Raw genomic sequence first — 17,368 nt, 5'->3', positions numbered from 1 at the left:
TCGAGAATCTTGCAAGCAAAAAATATGGTGGGTGTAGTTTGAGGCAATACGGTTCATTTAGTGGTATTCGATTCCAACAGATCCCCCCAACCCCCTTAGAAAAAAGGGGGCTTAATTCCCTCCTTTTTAAGGAGGGTTAGGGAGGATCAACTCTTATCTGAACCGTATTGTAGTTTGAGGTGTTTGCGATATCTAAAAACTTCTCTGTCTGGAAATATTTTGATTGCAGTAGAGTGTAGGGTGGGCATTGCCCACCAAAACCCGAAGATGGTGGGAAAATGCCCAACCTAGGTGCATTTCTACTACATATTTCTCAATGACCTTGAAGTACTAAAACGAAATCAAAAGACTATAATTGAGACTTCATCGGAAGAGTAGCTCAACAAGTTATCCAGACTCTGTAGCTACTCTTCATGGCTGGGGTAACTATCAGGTGTGTGTTACTTGGCTGGTACCCAAGTACACCGCCTAGTTACCCATTTCTTACACGACAGGGGTATCGGTAACAAAATCTGATGCGTCGAACGCTGCACGACCCACCCCTTGCACAAAGGCGAGGTTTTCGGATTGAGCAGGAGTAAAGCCTTCTGTCAGAACGTAGATTCGAGTACCAGTCACTCCATTAATAGTGGTGTTCTGGAATCCTAGATCCTCAAATGCAATACCCTCAAGCAAGAAGAAGTCAGTACCATTTTGGAAGTCGGTAATCCAGTCGCCAGCAGGAGGAGGTACGATTGGCTCACCGGGATCGATTGGTTCTGGTACAAAGTCTGTGAATAGCAATTGGAAATAATCAGTCTCAGTCCCGCCAGTCAAGGTGTCGCGTGCGGTTTGGGTTTCCGCATCTTCGCCACCAAACAGAACGTCAATGCCAGCCCCACCAATAACGCGGTCAACGCCAGCGCCACCATCGAGGAAGTCACTGCCACCACCACCATTGAGGACATCATTGCCAGCAAGGCTTTCTTCGGCATCGAAGTCACCGTAGATGGTGTCATTACCACCAAGACCATTGAGGTTGTCAGCTCCCTCACCACCATCGATGAAGTCACCGTCAACGCCACCTCTGATGGTTTCTAAGCCAGCACCACCTAAGAGGGTACTAGTACCTGCGCCACCATCGAGAACGTCATCGCCATCGCCGCCATCGAGGTAGTCAATACCTTCTCCACCTAAAAGGGAGTCATTACCGGCATAGCCGAAGAGAGTGTCATCGCCATCGCCACCTAAGATGGTATCAGCGCCACCTGAAGCCAAGCTGTCAGCTTCGCCATAGAGAGTGTCATTGCCCTCTGCGCCATCGATGTAGTCGGCACCACCGGAAACTGAACCTTCTGTGTCATCGCCGTACAGCGCGTCACCTAAGAAGCTACCAATTACGGTGTCATTACCAGCACCGCCCTGTGCAGTATCCTCAAAGCCACCATAGACCCAGTCAGCACCAGCACCACCATCAAGGAAGTCTTTACCATCATTGACATCGTCAATACTTGTGCCGCCAATTAGAGTGTCATTACCGGCTTCACCATACAGTGAGTCCTCGCCTGCATCCCCAAATAGTCTGTCGGCACCGCCTCCACCAAACAGTGAGTCTTTATCGTTCCCACCTCGGAGCAAGTCATTTGCTCCTAAGCCATTGAGAAGGTCATCACCACCATTACCGCGTAAGGTATCGGCATTCGCGGTTCCTGTAAGGGTATCGGGCAGTTCGGTTCCGTTTCTGATTGCCATAATTGAAGATTCCTGATGATCCTGATAATTACGAGCATCTTGCTAGCTCACTTGAACGTGCTAGATGCACGATACAAGTCTTGCTCATTAGTTGTTACCACACTCACTAGCCTCCCCCTCTCCCAAAATTAGAAGAGGGGGTAATAAAGGCATGGTGAGAAGATGTTGCAGTACGTATTTAGACATACTTCCAATTACTCCATGAGTAAACATTCGCAAATCAACTTTTTTTGAATGTCATTCGTAAACTAAATGGGGATCGTTGCGTAGTTTGGGTAATCGAGCATTACAAAGATGAACTTAGACGGGTACAGTGCAGCTTGTCGTCAGATATCACTCTCAAATCAAAGCAAATTGATGTTATGTCAGCAGTATGCAATCATGTGAAGCAGTTGTCATCTGTTCTGTAGATGTAAGCTTTGTTAACTAGAAGACTGCATTTACGTCTGAATAACTAAACATTAATACTATCAAAGCTTATATTAAGGTGTAATCGCTGCATCAACGGAGCTTATTGTACTATAGTTAAATTCTAGTTAACTAGTAGTTAAGTACTTGTAAAATATGAGAAATGATCATTTGCAATTCCAAAGCCATTTACATAATTTTTACTGATTTGAGCTAGCCGAGTGTACAGTTAAAATTAATTTCCTTAACAATACTTTGCCAAAATAAGAGCCTACAAAAACTTTGGCAAAAATAGCAAAATAACCCATACATGAGCGTTTAGTTTCCAAGGCAGCTTGGAGGCTCAAACTTTTTATCATGCAGGCAATACGTTAAAAAACCCTTGTGGTAAACCTTGAAGGAATTTTTAGGACTTATTGTTTTTGCCAAACCCTAGAAACAAGGAAGTTAATACATCAACTTACCCTCGTAAAGTGGCTAAGGTATTGCTTAAGAAAAGTTATTGGGGAAGACACGAGTAGTATTCTCATACGGAAACTATCCATTTGTCAATATATTAAATGTCGTTTTCTGCTGAAAATTATTTCCATTGATTGATGTTTATCGCCTAGGAATTTGCCTCACCATATTTAAATTTGTACATCACTAAATCTACCTTCGGATAGGTGTACATATGTAGCTGTTAGTGCGATTACTGAATCTGCTCTCTCAAGCTATGCATAACTATTGCACATACTATTTCAGCAAATCTTTGATGCTAGCCAATGGTTGCATAAAAAAATATGGGTAGATGGAAACTTCGTTACAGCAATTGAGTATCGTTACTAAATGTCCCGATCGCACTATTACATTGCAACCATGACAAATTGCAGACATGGACGAAAAGAGCGATCACCTTGAGGAGAAAAACATCCTACCCTCCAAGCTAAAATCAAAACAAACTCCAAAAATCTTGCTATGGTAGCCATCTCCCAACAACCACAAAAAATGACCATCGAGGAATATCTCGCATGGGAACCCCAGCAAGACCTTCGCTACGAATACGTCAACGGCGAGGTTTTTGCGATGACAGGTGGTACAATTCCCCACAATGACATTGCACTTAATTTGTACACAGCCTTACGTCCACATTTACGTGCTAGAGGTTGCAGAGTAAATGTGTCGGATGTAAAAGTGCAAGTTACACCTACAAGTCCTTACTATTATCCTGATGTTGTCGTCAGCTGCGACCCTCAAGACCTCAATGCCCTTAAATTTATTCAGAACCCAAGAATAATTGCTGAAGTTCTCTCCCCTAGTACAAGCAGTAAAGATAGAGGCGAAAAATTCACTAATTACCTGAAAATGCCTTCTTTACAAGAATATTTATTAATAGATTCAGAAACAATCTCCGTTGAACGCTACTGTTGGGGAGAGGGAAGAATGTGGCTTTACTATCCATACACTGAGGGAGATATTATTACCCTATCCAGCATCGAATTTGAATTTGCGATCGCACTACTGTATGAAGGAGTTGTATTGGGAGTAGAAGCAGAATAGAGTTTGAAAGTTCTGGATTAAAAAATGACATCAAATAACAGATTGCGATCCCGCTTGGCACAGATAATTATTTATCCAAACAATCCATAATTACCAAGGAACGAATTATACAAGCTGTTCTCATACAATTTTCTAGCAAAGGCTTGAATCCCAAGATAAATGATCAATACTCAATAGCTGCATTAAAAAAGTATGCATAGATGATAACTTCGGGACAGCCATTGAGTATCGTTACTAGGCAGTTTTGTTTTTGGACTTTGTTGTTTGTTCTGGAATATCCGAGGTAGACTTTAGCTCGGCTTTACGTTTTTCCCATTCCAGAACTGTGCGAATTACCACTTGTGACCAAGATTCGTAAGCCATAAGCACCATTGTTTGTTAATTTGAGAATAGCAAAAGTTGAAATTTTTTTTGTTCATCGCAAGCGATCGCGTGCGAGCAGAATGTTTAGAGAGAACAAAATTTCAGAAGTAGTTTAGAGACGGGATTAGAACTGAGGACAAGACTGACATTTTAGCTGATGACCTAAAATTAAACATTCACACACAAACCGTGGTCTTTCTTGAAAAGTGCGATCGCAGTCATTACATAGATATTTTTGTACGTCATTAGATCTACCAATCTTCACAAGCCGAGTGGAATTGCATCTAGGACATTCAATACCATAAGTTTTAAGCATGGAAAAAATATCAATGCAATCTCTAGCAATCTCCTTGACTGTTAAAGCATTTAGTTTAGTTAAATATGTTTCATGGTAGAGTTCTCAATAATTAGATGTTTTATGGAATATTAGACATAGAAATTGTCATAGCAGATTTTAAATTTCATTTTTTGTAAGTATTTATTACACTAAAATTCTCAGTTGATTTGACATTTATTTGAGTTTTTGTTGATTTACCAAAAAAGCCGGGAATTACATCACCGGCTTAGATTGAATATTTAATTTTAGTTTTAGCTTTAATTATTTCTATAATTATATTTGTATAAGAAGTCGAGATGTCAAGGCTGACTTCAAAAAAAGCGTAGCGTAAAGTATGGTCAGAAAGCGATTGACGGTGAATTGTTTTTCAAAAAAGAAGAATTAGATGCGATGGAAGCTATTTGCACGCACCACAAAAGTGGTAAGAGCTTCTAAACGAACGCTGCACAAAGCTCTTCATGACTCGTAATGATTACCTTTGAGTTGACCATCTTCCATATAAATAATGCGGTCAGCAATATCTAAAATGCGGTTGTCGTGAGTAACGAGTAAAATAGTACAGCCTTGTTCTTTAGCAAGCTTCTGCATCAGTTCAACAACATCGCGCCCAGATTTTTTATCGAGTGCAGCAGTAGGTTCATCAGCTAAGATAATTTTAGGATGGCTAACTAAAGCACGAGCGATCGCTACCCGTTGTTTTTGCCCACCAGAAAGATTTTCAGGGTAGTAATTGAGACGCTCTGCCAAACCAACAGCCTCTAGCATGGTCATCGCTTTGCTGTTGATATCATTATTTAAATACTGATCATGCAATTCTAATGACATACGCACATTTTCTTGAGCCGTTAAAAATGTCATCAGGTTATGCGCTTGAAAAATATAACCAATTTGGCGGCGCAATTTAGTTAACTGTTGTTTATTAGCTCCGCAAATTTCGTATCCCAAAATTTTTAAGCTACCCTCTTGAGCAGAACGCAAACCACCCATTAAAGTCAGAAGAGTAGTTTTACCTGAGCCAGAAGGGCCTGTCAAAATCACAATTTCTCCGGCATAAATTTCTAAATTAATGTTAAATAATACTTGTTTGCGTAGTCCACCTGAGCCAAAGTAATGATTGAGATTATGCACCGAAATCACAGGTTCAGAAATAGGCAATGACAAATTAGTAATGACTGATTTAACTTCAGGAGTTCGGCTCATCGATGAAGCTAGTGCAGTGAGTAACATTGTGGCTCCGGCAGCTACAAATAAACCTGTCAGGCTAACTTCAAGAAATGCCCCAGAGATAGCTTGAGACAAAGGATCAAGAGCTACAGCCGCAAACATTGTCAGACCCATGATTCTTCCCTGCATATTTGCAGCTGTATTCTGTTGCAGCCAAGTTATACCCATTACAGTGACAGTACCACCCCCTATCCCCATTAGAGCAATTATTCCTGCTGCTATCCAAAATTCCTGCACAAATCCTAGTGCTATTAGTCCTGCACCCAGACCATAACACAACAAAACTAGGGGAGTTTTAGGACTCTTAACCGCACTAAGTTGGCTGGCAACTAAGACACCAATTAATGCACCTATACCGTAGGCTGCTTGCAGATAACCAAATGTTGTGGCGTTACCTTCAAACCGTACATTGACCATGGCTGCAACACCGATGATGATCGGCCCTAACATAGCGAAATTAATCATCGCTAGGAGTAACAGGCTGATGCGGATAGCAGGCTGTGTCCACGCATATTTTAAACCTAAAATAATCTCACCCATTAAAGCTGGTTTCTGTGTTTCAGCTGCCAGGGGTTGGCGACGACGAGTCCGAACCAGGTAGATAAACAAACTACCCAACGCAAATATGAGTGTATTAATAAAAAAAGCAATGGTTAATCCAAACGCACCAATCATAAAACCCGCACCAGCAGGGCCGATGACTTCGGTGAACTGTTCACTGCTCTGCATCCAAGCGTTTGCTTCTGCTAGTTGGGATTTTCTGACTAATTGAGGCAATAAGGCAAGAATCGCTGGATATAAGATAGCTTCAAACAATCCAAACAGAACAGCGATCGCAACCAAATATATCAGTTGAACAGCATCAAATACTAACAAAGTTGTAGCCAAGCCAATCAAAACAGTATTAATCGACGCTGCAATGGTGGCGACATTTCTGGTGGGCAAGCGATCGCTGATTGCACCTCCTATTAACATAAATAATGCTCGTGGGATTGCCGCCGCTACTAATACAGTACCAACAGCCAATCCTGAACCCATTTTTTGCAGTACCAGCCACGTCAACGAGACAAACCAAAATTGAGCAGCACTCAAAATCATAGTTTGTCCTAACCACAGCCAGCGAAAGTTAGGAAAATATAAAGGCGATCGCAACATACACACTTCACCACAGTAAATTTTTTGGCGTTGCATAAATGCGGGATGAATTGGCGGTTGAAATGATTGAAAATTCGTTCCAAATTGGGCGAAATCATCCCATGATTCAGCAACACCAATTTTTTCTCAAGGCAAAGCTTTAACGGAACACCAAAAAATAAATTATTCCAAATTGACTATTAGTAAGGTGCGTCAGTACGAATAATTTCTCGGTATGTCAGGGGTTTTTCTGACTGACGCACTCTAAATATTGGATATTTTTTTATTTGGAAGTTCCTTAAGCTTGCCCTTACCCTTAAGCAGGTATAGTTAATTTTAGTTAATTGCTTAAAACCATCACGCAAATATGCAGCACTAGATTGACATTGTATTCGCCATACCCAGGCGGCGCATCCAGTGGAAATGTGATGATATACCTGCCCAGATGGATTTATGCTTTTTGTATTTCACCCCAAATTCTTGGCAGGTTTCCTCGACTACCCTAGAAATGGCAGGGTAATTTACATGACAAATGTTCGGAAACAGATGATGTTCAATCTGATAATTAAGTCCGCCCACGAACCAAGTCATCAAATGATTGCAGGGGAAGTTGACAGTAGTTTCAATCTGATGGATTGCCCAGTCGTTTTCTATTATGCCAGTGTCTTCTAGAGGCATAGGAAATGTTGCTTCTTCGACTTCGTGTGCATATAGAAAAACAACATTCAAAACTATACCTAACGTGAATGATGTTACTACATAGCACATCAACACAGTCCATACCGAATGAAACATCAGCGGAAGCCCAAAAGCAAGAGTAAAAAAGACGGCCTTTCCGACTAAAAAGATGGCTAGATTCACACCTTTAGGTCTAGGATAGTGGCGATCGTAGAATTCCTCAAGGAAGAAGCTTTCAAAATCGCTGACAAAATGCCAGTGGATTGGGTACACACCGTACAATAACCAAATGTAATAATGTTGCCAACGATGATGTGGAAGCCATGGCTGGAAAGGAGTTTTCCGAGCCAAAGTACCAAGGTCGAAGTCGGTGTCATAGCCTGTAATATTTACATACTTGTGATGAAGTACAGTATGCCCCCACAGCCAATAATAGGAACTAAAACCAATCAGATCCATAGTCGCGGCCATCAACTTATTCACCCAAGGATAGTTGGAATAAGCATTATGTGATCCATCGTGCTGAATGTTGAACCCAATTCCAGCCATCACCAGTCCTAACAAAATGCTTAAAGATAGAACCACCCACCATGCTTGTGCTAGGAAAACCAAGGACACATACACAACCAAAAAACTCAGAAGTAGGATAGCTGTCTTCAGATACATTTGTGGACAGTCTCGTTCTCGTAGTCCAGTGGTTTGAAAAAGCTCATTAACGCGCCGTGTTAACTCAATCTGAAACCCAGTATTTTTGCCAAATTTCAGCATTTTCGCAGGCTCTTTAGCTCGCTTTGTAGATTCTCGGTATGTTTGTTGATTTTGCATTATATTTCCTTCAAGTGAGAATTTTTATCTCTACATATTAAGTAAGGCTGTGATTTGCGGTAAATTTTCGTTTTGATTGTTACGTATGCATTGTCTATACGTATCTAGAATGCTGTGTGAAATATCTGGATTATCTGCACATAAAGCCTGATGTGCTTCTGGTAATTTATACCAGGGAATAGTAGGACACAAGTGGTGAACATAGTGATAACCTGCATTATGAAAGAAAAAGTTAATGACAGGATTCACATTCGATCTCGCACCTGAGAAAGTATTAAAATGTTCTTGCACCTCGGACAAAAGTGATAAAAACGAGAAACTCCATGATAAAGGCACAAACCAGTAAAGGAGTAAAATGTCCAAATGTCCTGAGAAACTGAATGTGAGAATAACTATTAACCAGAACAAATAAAGTTTGTAATTACTTTTTATACCCTTGAGTAATGAACTAAATTTGAAGGAATCTTGAATTAAGGGATACAATATTGCTTCTAAAAAAAAGTAATATACAGAAAAACCGAGAAAAGGTTTAACGAACAAGATCATAAATACATTTTTATTCGGCTTATTCAATCCTAAAAAATCATAATCTTCAGGTATGTAATCTCCTTTAGCTAAAAGGTACTTATGATGAGGAAAGTGATGAGCCTGATAAGATGAAAGTGTCCTCAAGAAAGGATAGCTATATATAAATTCTAGCTTTTCATGCCATGATTTTTCAGTAAATAAATTATGATGAACTGCTTCATGTACGAACGCTTCTCCAAGAGCAAATTGAAAAACGCCTATTAACCACACAGCAATCAAATAAACAAAGATATTATTTGCCCAAATACTAAGAGCAGCAATTACGAAAATTGATATCCAGTCTTTTAGTAATGCCAAAAATGTCCTCATATTATTACGTTCAACAAAATCAATTGGTTTAATCTGTGCCATATAACAAGTTCCTCTCAGCTTTGTTTCCTTATTGGATAAAGTTTGTTTAGATAATCATGAAAAATCTACAAATGATAAGCCTATAGGGTGTTTGATGCCATAGCCTAAAGCATCAAGAAATCCGATGGTGGTGCGTTAGGACTAATGTTCAGAACGCACCTTACCAGGTAGATTTAAACCAATGTAGAGCAGGTTTTCTGACTACTATTCAGTTAAATTGGCACCAGTTCACACACTTACTTATTCAGCACTACTCAGCACGAAATCTACATATTGATGAGTAAACTGCTTCTCGCATGGTGGACACCAGTGCAAATAAGTATTAATACAGTCTGTATCGATATTCCTGAACATCGTATTAAATTGTTTTTCTAACTCAGGTGATACTACCGATTTCAAGAGTTTCATGCCCTTTTTATTTGTATTACGAACATACTCTTCATACTTATCAACGAAGGTTCTGAGCGGCACAATCTCAACGTGCTGATTCAAATTCTGAAAGTAGCTAATTACATCAGACCAATCTAGAGGTTGTGGATTATAAAAAGTATAGTTGTGTTTTCTCTCACCAGTAGGCAGTAATGATGTAGAAACGATCGCCTTAGCTGCATATTCAACTGACATCAAATCGAAATCAGCATCCATATCAGGTACACAACCTATATGAGAAATGGCGCAGAGGAAATTTTCAAACGCATCTTCATCAATAAAAAAGTCATCGTCTATATTTTCGTAAGCCTTTTCTATCAAGGCAAATAGTTTGCTCAATGGGGTGTTTTTCTGGATATGCTCAACCCGTAGGGTATATAGGTAGCCCAATCGATAGTTGACCCACGGGTATCCCTGTTCTGCAAGGCGTAATACGATTTGCTCTGTCACATACTTGGTTTGTGCATATCCATTGACAAGACCAATGGGGATTGGTTGAGCCACGCAGTCTTCTAGCAAGGACGCAGCACAACTTGACACATTATAAAGAGGCTTCACTTTTCCGGCTAATGCAAAATCTGCAACTTCAATAGTGCCAACAACATTGGTGTTCTTGATGATGTCGTATGGTAGATAGAAGTTATCTACAGCCGCTACATGGTATACGCTATCAATGTTTTGTGCTAATTCTCCATAGCGATCATCATCTAGCCCAAACCGCTTTTTAGACATATCACCAATAATGATTTGTACGCGATTCTCCCATCCTGGTAGGAGCTTGACATCGAACTTTCGCGCCGTTTTTTTGATACGTTGCAAACCTGCTTCTTCATTGGCTGCTCGAACTAAACAAGCAATATTCAAATCAGTGGTGTCGAGCAGTTCTTTTAAAAAATAAGTACCGACAAAACCTGATGCTCCGGTAAGTAAACAAGTCTTGGCGTGATGGCTCACATCAACTTGGTTGTCACGAGGACGAAGCAGGTATTCTAAAGCGTTTTCTATTTCTACATTTAGAGGTTGGCTGTGTGTTAGCCTCACTTTTAGCCCGTCTTCACTAGAGATGGCATGAGCTATATCGTCAATCATCCCCAAGAAGGTATTTGCGTAGAAAAAAGCTTCTGTAGGAATTTGACAACCTAGTTCTCCTTCAAGTGCGCTATGAATTTCAATGATTTTTAAAGAGTCAATTCCATAGAAAAAGATTGACTTCTCTACATCGAAATCAGCCATCCGTACCTGATATTTCTTAGTCAGAATTTGTATGAGACTGGTAAAAACCTTGAGGTGCATTGGCCCCATGGATGTGATACGTTCAAATGTCTTTTCAATGTTCAACATACTCACGTCTCCTTTAGATTGAGTTGTGGATTCTTCTTTAGGCCATCTAGCTAGAGCATCAGGACTGCCTTGGAGAAACTCTTGTTTACACTGTTGTCTACGGATTTTGCCGCTAGATGTTTTCGGGAGCTGCATATGTCCTAAAAACACGAGTTGGCGTAACGGGATCTCAAAATTTTCTCCCAGAGCTAGACAAATAGCTTCAGCCAGTTCTTCCAAATAAGCAGACCGACGCAGATTGATCACACCAGCTTTTGTCAATTCAGCAAAAATTACTAATTCCTCTCCATTCTCACCAGGGACACTAAAGGCGGCGACACAGCTGAAGCGAATATCAGGATGTGCTTGCTCAACACAAATCTCGATGTCTTGAGGATAGTAATTCACACCATTGATAATTATGATGTCTTTAATGCGGCCTGTGATGTATAGTTCGCCTTTCTCGTCAATAAAACCCAGGTCGCCGGTACGAAGGTAAATCCGATCATCATCTGGTAAGGAAACTAGGGTCTTGGCTGTGGCTTCTGGATTGTTGTAATAACCAGCCATGACGTTAGAGCCAGTAGTCCAAATTTCCCCGATATGATTTGGGGGTAATACACAATTTTGCTCAGGATCGACAATATAAATCTTTTGGTCTAGCCAAGGATGACCACAGCTGACAAAAACCTTTGCTTTCGTGCTGTTGATCGCTTCTTGCGCTATGTTGTGCTGACCCAGTGTTGCCCAGTCAACTGACTTAAAAACTGGGTCTTGATCGACATATCCAGAAGATATGTATACTGTTGCCTCGGCCATGCCATAGGCAGGAAGGAACATATGAGGCTTGAATCCGTTTTCTGCAAACTTTTCGCAGAAGTCTGATATGGTTTGTGGATTGATGGGTTCAGCAGCGTTAATTGCCATCCGCAGCGAGGATAGATCGAGGGTCTTTTGCTCGCTAGGCTGAATTTTATCAACACATAGTTGATAGGCGAAGTTGGGTGCGCCTGTATATCCGGCACGGTATTTAGTAATGGCACGTAGCCATTGTATTGGTTGGGAAGTAAAGGTTGCTGGGGCGAGTAGTACGCAATGACCACCACTGTAGAGGCTGTGCAAAAGATGAGCGACTAAACCCAGGTCGTGATAGTGTGGCAACCAAGACACTGAGGTAGAATCGGCATTGGCGTGACTCATAGCCACAATCATCTCTAGGTTATTAAGACAATTTGTATGAGTAATCATCACACCTTTCGGTAGTGAGGTCGAACCAGAAGTGAACTGCAAAAATGCGATCGCCGAGCCATCAATCTCTGGCAGAGGTAACTTCTGAGAGTTCGCTGCCTCTCTAGTCATGTCTGTTGATACATAAATCAAATCCTTGGGCCAGTTTTCTTCTTTGCTTAAGACATCCTGAAAAGCTTGTTGATGGCTAGTAGGAAGCAGTACTGCTGAGGCTTCTGTGGCAACAACAATATCTGCAATTTTCTTGTTGGAACGATTGCGTTTTGGGATATGGACAGGTGCAGGCAACACCCCAGCATAAAGGCATCCGAAGAATGCAACTATAAATTCGATTCCAGGTGGATAAAGCAAAATCGCATTCTGCGATCGCAGTCCCTGGGATAACAATCCTTGGGCTATATCAATAGCCTGGGAGTACATATCTTTGTAGGTAATATAGCTATCCTCTGCACCATGAGGATCGAGCATTGTATAAGCCCTACGGTCAGGCTGTACCTCAGCCCAGTAAGTAAGAACCTCAGCCAAGTTATTAAAGCCTTGAGACTTGATCATCTAATAAAGTCCTCAATCAAATTTGTTGGATATTGCAGAAGTCAGACCTTGACGAAATGACAACCTTGTTAAGCACAAATCCTGAAGAATTATGGCGCAAGGGTATAAAGGTGTTAGGGAAAGAACTATTTAATATATCAACAAGCCAATTGAACGCACAGTTTCACCTACACTGCTACACATTCAACCCAATCTTCAAAAGGGTTTCGGTTTATCTTAGTGCCATCCCTCCATGAACTGGTATCACTTATTGCCAGAATTTATAGACAAATTAATCTTCGTTAAAAAATCGCGTGGATTTCTTAACGCCCATAGTATGAACAGCCCTCTTGTGTTTGGGCTTCTTAGCAATAGCTCAAGCAAATTTTGTTTGCTAGCTCGCAGAGGGAAATTTAATTATTATCCCACCAGGTGTAATCTCTGTTCTTCGTGTATCCAAAGATAAAGCAGACTCTAGTAATACTGATTACACAGATGTCAATCATGATTGGTTGAGAAGGTGGAAATATTATTTATAGGCAGTTGCCCTATGTACAGCTGAATATTTGATTTTACGAAATATCGAACCGTAGCAATAACCTCCATCCTCCAGATAAGGTGAAGTGGAAATACTATTTACAGATAGTTACCGCTATGTACGGCTAAATATTTGATTTTGGGAAATGTTTAATTTTAGCAACAGCCTCCATCTTACAGATACTGGTTTTGTTTTTACCCGACACTGAAAACTGGCTGACACAGAACTTTTAACCAAACTAACTGTCTATGAACTCAACTTACTAAGTTCCACAAAGCTCTTTGTTCACTATCACTACCTAGTATTAGAGTTAAATAAATTAATCACTTTAAAGGCAGTGATATTTAGATAACTGTCAAACTATTAGTACGTCCGTTTCCTAGCACTAGAAAAGCAGTAGTCTGCTTTTGGCTAGAAGCTATAGTAGCATGCGAGCTTTAGTAAAACAATACAATGAGATGATGTTAGCAATTGGTTAACTTGATGTAGCTTTTGAAGTACATCCTAAGAAAGGATAATACTTAAAAGTAAAAATTTAACTAAGCAAAATTTATTTTTAGGTTAACTTTCGATAAACAAGGCAAGGGGCAAAGCACAATCGAGCGATTGCCCCTACACAGTAGCGATCATCAGTCGCATATCGTCTTATATCATTTCACTGTGAAATGGTATTAGTTTATCTTCTGGCTTTTGCTTCTATACCAGACCATGCCAGTTTCTGCAATACAACTATTTAAGGTTGCTCAGGCCAGCACAGGTTCAATCTGGAAAATAGGTTGAACATTCAGTTCTGCGCGCCATACAGCAACTGGTTTTTCCCAGGCTTCTTCCCATTTTTGAGCAATCAGTGGTTTAGCTGTTTGCCCCATTTCCCATCCCTTGGCGATCGCACCTAGAAGTAGAGATAGTTCCTCTGGTTGTAGCAACGTGGTAGCGATCAAGCTATTAGCGATGAGCATACTTGCAAGCGGTAGCTGAAACTGCGCTAGGTAGAAAGCTTGCAAACCAATTTCACCGATTTCACTAGTGTCGAATCCGGTAATAATGTGCCAAATGTCGTGGGTTTGGTACCAACGATTTTCTACATAACTAGTATCTGAATCAATTTTGACTTTCGCCGCTAGTGTATGGAAACCTGCCTGTTTCAAGCTGCTGGCGTAGGTATAGCCCAGGGAATCTTGAGGATATTGCAACAAGGCTTTGAGATCGTGGGGAGGAGCTATATAGCGTTCAGCAATAATTGCAGCGACTTCTGGCTTGGCTTTCATCTTCTCAACAGCAAGCTCGAAGGCACGATTGTCAACTAGGCTAGTACTCAGCTCCTCAATTAAATCCAGATTTCCTCTGTCATCAAGAAGTACTTTTAAGAATGCTTTTGTAGTTTTGAAGATACGAAAGAAGTTTTTGGCACTCGTCCATATTGAGCTACTGGCTTGTGGTTCTGCGCCGCGATAACTTGTGAACGGTAAATACTGGTAATTCATAAACTCCATAGGATTACCTTTAGTGAGTGGAAGTATCGTAATATATGAACGTTGTTCATATATTTATAATATGAACGTTGTTCATTTTTTGCAAGGGTAATTTTTAATAGTGACAGATAATTTTCCAAAGCCTGTAAACACGCGACGACAACCAAAGCAAGCACGCAGCCAAGAGCGTGTCCGCGACATCCTTGGTGTTGCCGAGCAGTTATTTATCGAATTGGGTTACGATCAAACTACAACAAGAGCGATCGCAGCTCGTGCTGACATTCCGGTGGGGTCGCTCTATCAGTTTTTCCCTGATAAAAAAGCGATCCTCAAAGCTTGGGCAAATCATTACTTTGAGCAAGAATATCAACTATTTGTACAACTTCACTCCGAACTAGCCGAAGCGCCAATCGAAGTCTATGTCGATCGCATGGTCGGCGCTTTTGACCAGTTTGCGACCGATCATCCTGGCTATCGAGCTGTACTAGAACAATTGATCGATTTGATGATAGCAGCCGATATTAGTACTTTAGATAATTACGACTCACAAATTCTCAAAGAACTTGCTCATTTTCTGAAACAGCGAAACCCCTCTTTGAATATTGGCAAGTGCGAATTAATTGCCACAACTATTGTGAAAGTTGTCAACGAGCTGCTATGGCTCTCTCTTACCCGCGCTCAAGTCTTTCGTGAACAAATCTTAGCAGAGACGAAAACACTGGTTACTGCATACTTACAAACTTACCAAATTTAACACAGAAATAATATGATGTCCGGCAAATCACCCTGAATATGTCATTGCGAGTGGAACGAAGTCAAACGACGCAATCGCAAAGTTTTTGGGATTGCTTCCCTTCGGTCGCAATGACGGTTATTTAAACGGACATGATATAAGGCATTGCTGAATATGAGGATGAAAATTAAAAATTTAATCTCTCAAACTCTTATTCTCCGCGCCTCTGCGTCCACCGAAGTTTGCTCAACGGGGCGAACCCCGCACCGGAACTTCTCTCTGCGTGAGGCAAAAATCATCCTACTAATCAGCAACGCCAGAAATAAAATTGATACCAATTTCAATACCTTCGCCAAAATAAGAGGTTAAAAAAATTTTGGCAAAAATGGCAAAATAACCGATACATAAGCGTTGAGCTTACAAGGTATGTTTTCCGCTCAAACCCTTGATACTGCGGTAGTATGTCAAAAAAAGCCTTGTGACAAATCGGGAAGGAATTTTTAGGACTTATTGTTTTTGCCAAACCCTAGAGACAAGGACGTTAATACATGAACTTACCCTCGTAAATTGGCTTTCAATAATATTTGCGGTGTTGCATAGCAAGCGGCATAATATTGCTAATTTTGCGAGATGCATCTGTTATATTTCTGGGGCAGGCTATCCGGCCTACCCCACAAGAATCATCCGCTAATTCAGCAACGGCATATTTATTTGCTAAACTGTTCCGCATTTAAACTGTATAACCTAAATTAGGTTAACTCTTGTGGAGTGGGCAGGGATGCCGACTCCAACATTTAATTTAGGTGCGTTTTAGGTTATATATGGATCAACCGTAGGGGGGTAAAAATGTACGTCCCTACTGTCGCCTTCTTTTCTAACTCAGTATTTTGTTTGACCCCTGGCTTATTTGAGAAGTCGGGGATCTATAGTTTTTAATTTATTTATGGCCAAAAAAATTTCTTCTCAGAAGAATTGCCACCTTGCTGCTCGTTTTCATCATAACTCTTGCCAAAAATCTTCTCAATCCATAAGTAAGGAATTGGCAACAAAAACCAGACATATTCCCACCAAGCTTGATCTATAATAGCAACTCCTATCGTCAATAACGAAAAAATAGGCTCTATCAAGATTCTCCATCGCGTCAAGATGATAGTTGCACTGCTTATTTCATCAGTAATGAGTCGGTGTTTGTGAGACGCATAAGTCCAGTTCAAAAATGAGATTAGCCCAATGAACGTAGTGTTGATGCTGAAGCATATTTTGACGAGGGCATTTTCTGGAAAATAAATGATTAAAGTATCAGAATAAGGAATCAAAAACATTCCCATCAGATAGAGTAGATAGAGTGAGATATGAATAGTATCTGATTTTTTGTAATACTTGAATTGCTTGATATGCTCTACCCAATAAAAACCTACAATCATAAATGCGATCGCATAACTAGTAAGTGGTTTAATTTGAGCGAATAAAAATGTGATAACTTGTGAGTTTGTAGGCTGCTGAAGCTTATCTGGAAAATCTAGAGCTAAGAAGCACTCCGCCATTGCCAGAGCGAAGATTATATCTGCTACTCTCCGAAGATGAGCAATAGGTTCTTTCTGCTCAGAATTATTGTCTTGAGTTTCATTCATTGAAGTATTCTCTTGGTTCTAACCATCCCTTGGCTTCTTGATGCTCCTGGTGTGGTTTATTTCATAAGATTGCTTCGGCGTGAAAGCTATGTTAATTAAGCATTATACTCTTTTTTATTCTTCAGTTTTGTTTAAGTTTCCTTAGAACAAAGGATACTAGAATGGTGAGTTTTCGGTGAATATTCCAGTGTTTATTGAGCAAGCAAAGATTCATTCGTCGTCAAAAAAGGCACAAAAATGAACTAAAACTTGAGAAACATGATCATGTTTACATTGTGCGGACAAAGG

At 40.5% G+C, this 17,368-nt stretch carries 11 protein-coding genes; 2 read left to right on the top strand and 9 right to left on the bottom strand.

Annotated features, from left to right (window positions below; translation table 11 throughout):
- Positions 1-483: 483 nt before the first annotated feature.
- On the bottom strand, positions 484-1,731 hold the full coding sequence (locus AC5JL8_RS31210) for a calcium-binding protein (protein WP_495883551.1): 1,248 nt from the start codon (positions 1,729-1,731) through the stop codon (positions 484-486).
- Between the two features lie 1,365 nt (positions 1,732-3,096).
- Here AC5JL8_RS31210 and AC5JL8_RS31205 point away from each other — a divergent pair.
- Complete coding sequence (locus AC5JL8_RS31205) at positions 3,097-3,678, top strand: Uma2 family endonuclease (RefSeq protein ID WP_495883550.1); 582 nt, start codon at positions 3,097-3,099, stop codon at positions 3,676-3,678.
- Positions 3,679-3,912: 234 nt separating this feature from the next.
- Here AC5JL8_RS31205 and AC5JL8_RS31200 read toward each other — a convergent pair whose 3' ends face one another.
- From AC5JL8_RS31200 to AC5JL8_RS31170, 7 genes are all read right to left on the bottom strand, one after another.
- On the bottom strand, positions 3,913-4,041 hold the full coding sequence (locus AC5JL8_RS31200) for a hypothetical protein (protein ID WP_495883549.1): 129 nt from the start codon (positions 4,039-4,041) through the stop codon (positions 3,913-3,915).
- Positions 4,042-4,165: 124 nt separating this feature from the next.
- On the bottom strand, positions 4,166-4,357 hold the full coding sequence (locus AC5JL8_RS31195; RefSeq protein WP_495883548.1) for a transposase: 192 nt from the start codon (positions 4,355-4,357) through the stop codon (positions 4,166-4,168).
- A 477-nt stretch (positions 4,358-4,834) separates the two neighbouring features.
- Positions 4,835-6,757, bottom strand: a complete 1,923-nt coding sequence (locus AC5JL8_RS31190; protein WP_495883745.1) for an MFS transporter — start codon at positions 6,755-6,757, stop codon at positions 4,835-4,837.
- A gap of 354 nt (positions 6,758-7,111) precedes the next feature.
- The gene (locus AC5JL8_RS31185; protein WP_495883547.1) at positions 7,112-8,239 is read right to left on the bottom strand and encodes a fatty acid desaturase family protein; all 1,128 of its coding nucleotides are present in this window, start codon (positions 8,237-8,239) and stop codon (positions 7,112-7,114) included.
- 30 nt (positions 8,240-8,269) lie between these two features.
- Positions 8,270-9,178, bottom strand: a complete 909-nt coding sequence (locus tag AC5JL8_RS31180; RefSeq protein WP_495883546.1) for a fatty acid desaturase family protein — start codon at positions 9,176-9,178, stop codon at positions 8,270-8,272.
- A gap of 240 nt (positions 9,179-9,418) precedes the next feature.
- On the bottom strand, positions 9,419-12,727 hold the full coding sequence (locus tag AC5JL8_RS31175; protein WP_495883545.1) for an AMP-binding protein: 3,309 nt from the start codon (positions 12,725-12,727) through the stop codon (positions 9,419-9,421).
- Positions 12,728-13,987: 1,260 nt separating this feature from the next.
- Entirely contained in the window at positions 13,988-14,737 is a 750-nt protein-coding gene (locus AC5JL8_RS31170) for a Coq4 family protein (protein ID WP_495883544.1), read from the bottom strand.
- Positions 14,738-14,837: 100 nt separating this feature from the next.
- On the opposite strand from AC5JL8_RS31170, the gene AC5JL8_RS31165 reads away from it, so the two are divergent.
- Complete coding sequence (locus tag AC5JL8_RS31165) at positions 14,838-15,470, top strand: TetR/AcrR family transcriptional regulator (RefSeq protein ID WP_495883543.1); 633 nt, start codon at positions 14,838-14,840, stop codon at positions 15,468-15,470.
- Between the two features lie 920 nt (positions 15,471-16,390).
- Here AC5JL8_RS31165 and AC5JL8_RS31160 read toward each other — a convergent pair.
- A complete protein-coding gene (locus AC5JL8_RS31160) occupies positions 16,391-17,080 on the bottom strand; it encodes a TMEM175 family protein (RefSeq protein ID WP_495883542.1) in 690 nt (229 codons plus the stop codon).
- Positions 17,081-17,368: the final 288 nt, after the last annotated feature.

The sequence above is a fragment of the Mojavia sp. genome (assembly GCF_059505145.1).
The sequence above is the reverse complement of the archived record's forward strand: the minus strand, read 5'-3'. Positions and strand labels throughout refer to the sequence as shown.

Excerpts from the sequence above, each read along its gene's own strand:
- AC5JL8_RS31210 (WP_495883551.1), bottom strand. The coding sequence starts at position 1,731 with ATGGCAATCAGAAACGGAACCGAACTGCCCGATACCCTTACAGGAACC.
- AC5JL8_RS31205 (WP_495883550.1), top strand. The coding sequence starts at position 3,097 with ATGGTAGCCATCTCCCAACAACCACAAAAAATGACCATCGAGGAATAT.
- AC5JL8_RS31200 (WP_495883549.1), bottom strand. The coding sequence starts at position 4,041 with ATGGCTTACGAATCTTGGTCACAAGTGGTAATTCGCACAGTTCTGGAA.
- AC5JL8_RS31195 (WP_495883548.1), bottom strand. The coding sequence starts at position 4,357 with ATGCTTAAAACTTATGGTATTGAATGTCCTAGATGCAATTCCACTCGG.
- AC5JL8_RS31190 (WP_495883745.1), bottom strand. The coding sequence starts at position 6,757 with ATGTTGCGATCGCCTTTATATTTTCCTAACTTTCGCTGGCTGTGGTTA.
- AC5JL8_RS31185 (WP_495883547.1), bottom strand. The coding sequence starts at position 8,239 with ATGCAAAATCAACAAACATACCGAGAATCTACAAAGCGAGCTAAAGAG.
- AC5JL8_RS31180 (WP_495883546.1), bottom strand. The coding sequence starts at position 9,178 with ATGGCACAGATTAAACCAATTGATTTTGTTGAACGTAATAATATGAGG.
- AC5JL8_RS31175 (WP_495883545.1), bottom strand. The coding sequence starts at position 12,727 with ATGATCAAGTCTCAAGGCTTTAATAACTTGGCTGAGGTTCTTACTTAC.
- AC5JL8_RS31170 (WP_495883544.1), bottom strand. The coding sequence starts at position 14,737 with ATGGAGTTTATGAATTACCAGTATTTACCGTTCACAAGTTATCGCGGC.
- AC5JL8_RS31160 (WP_495883542.1), bottom strand. The coding sequence starts at position 17,080 with ATGAATGAAACTCAAGACAATAATTCTGAGCAGAAAGAACCTATTGCT.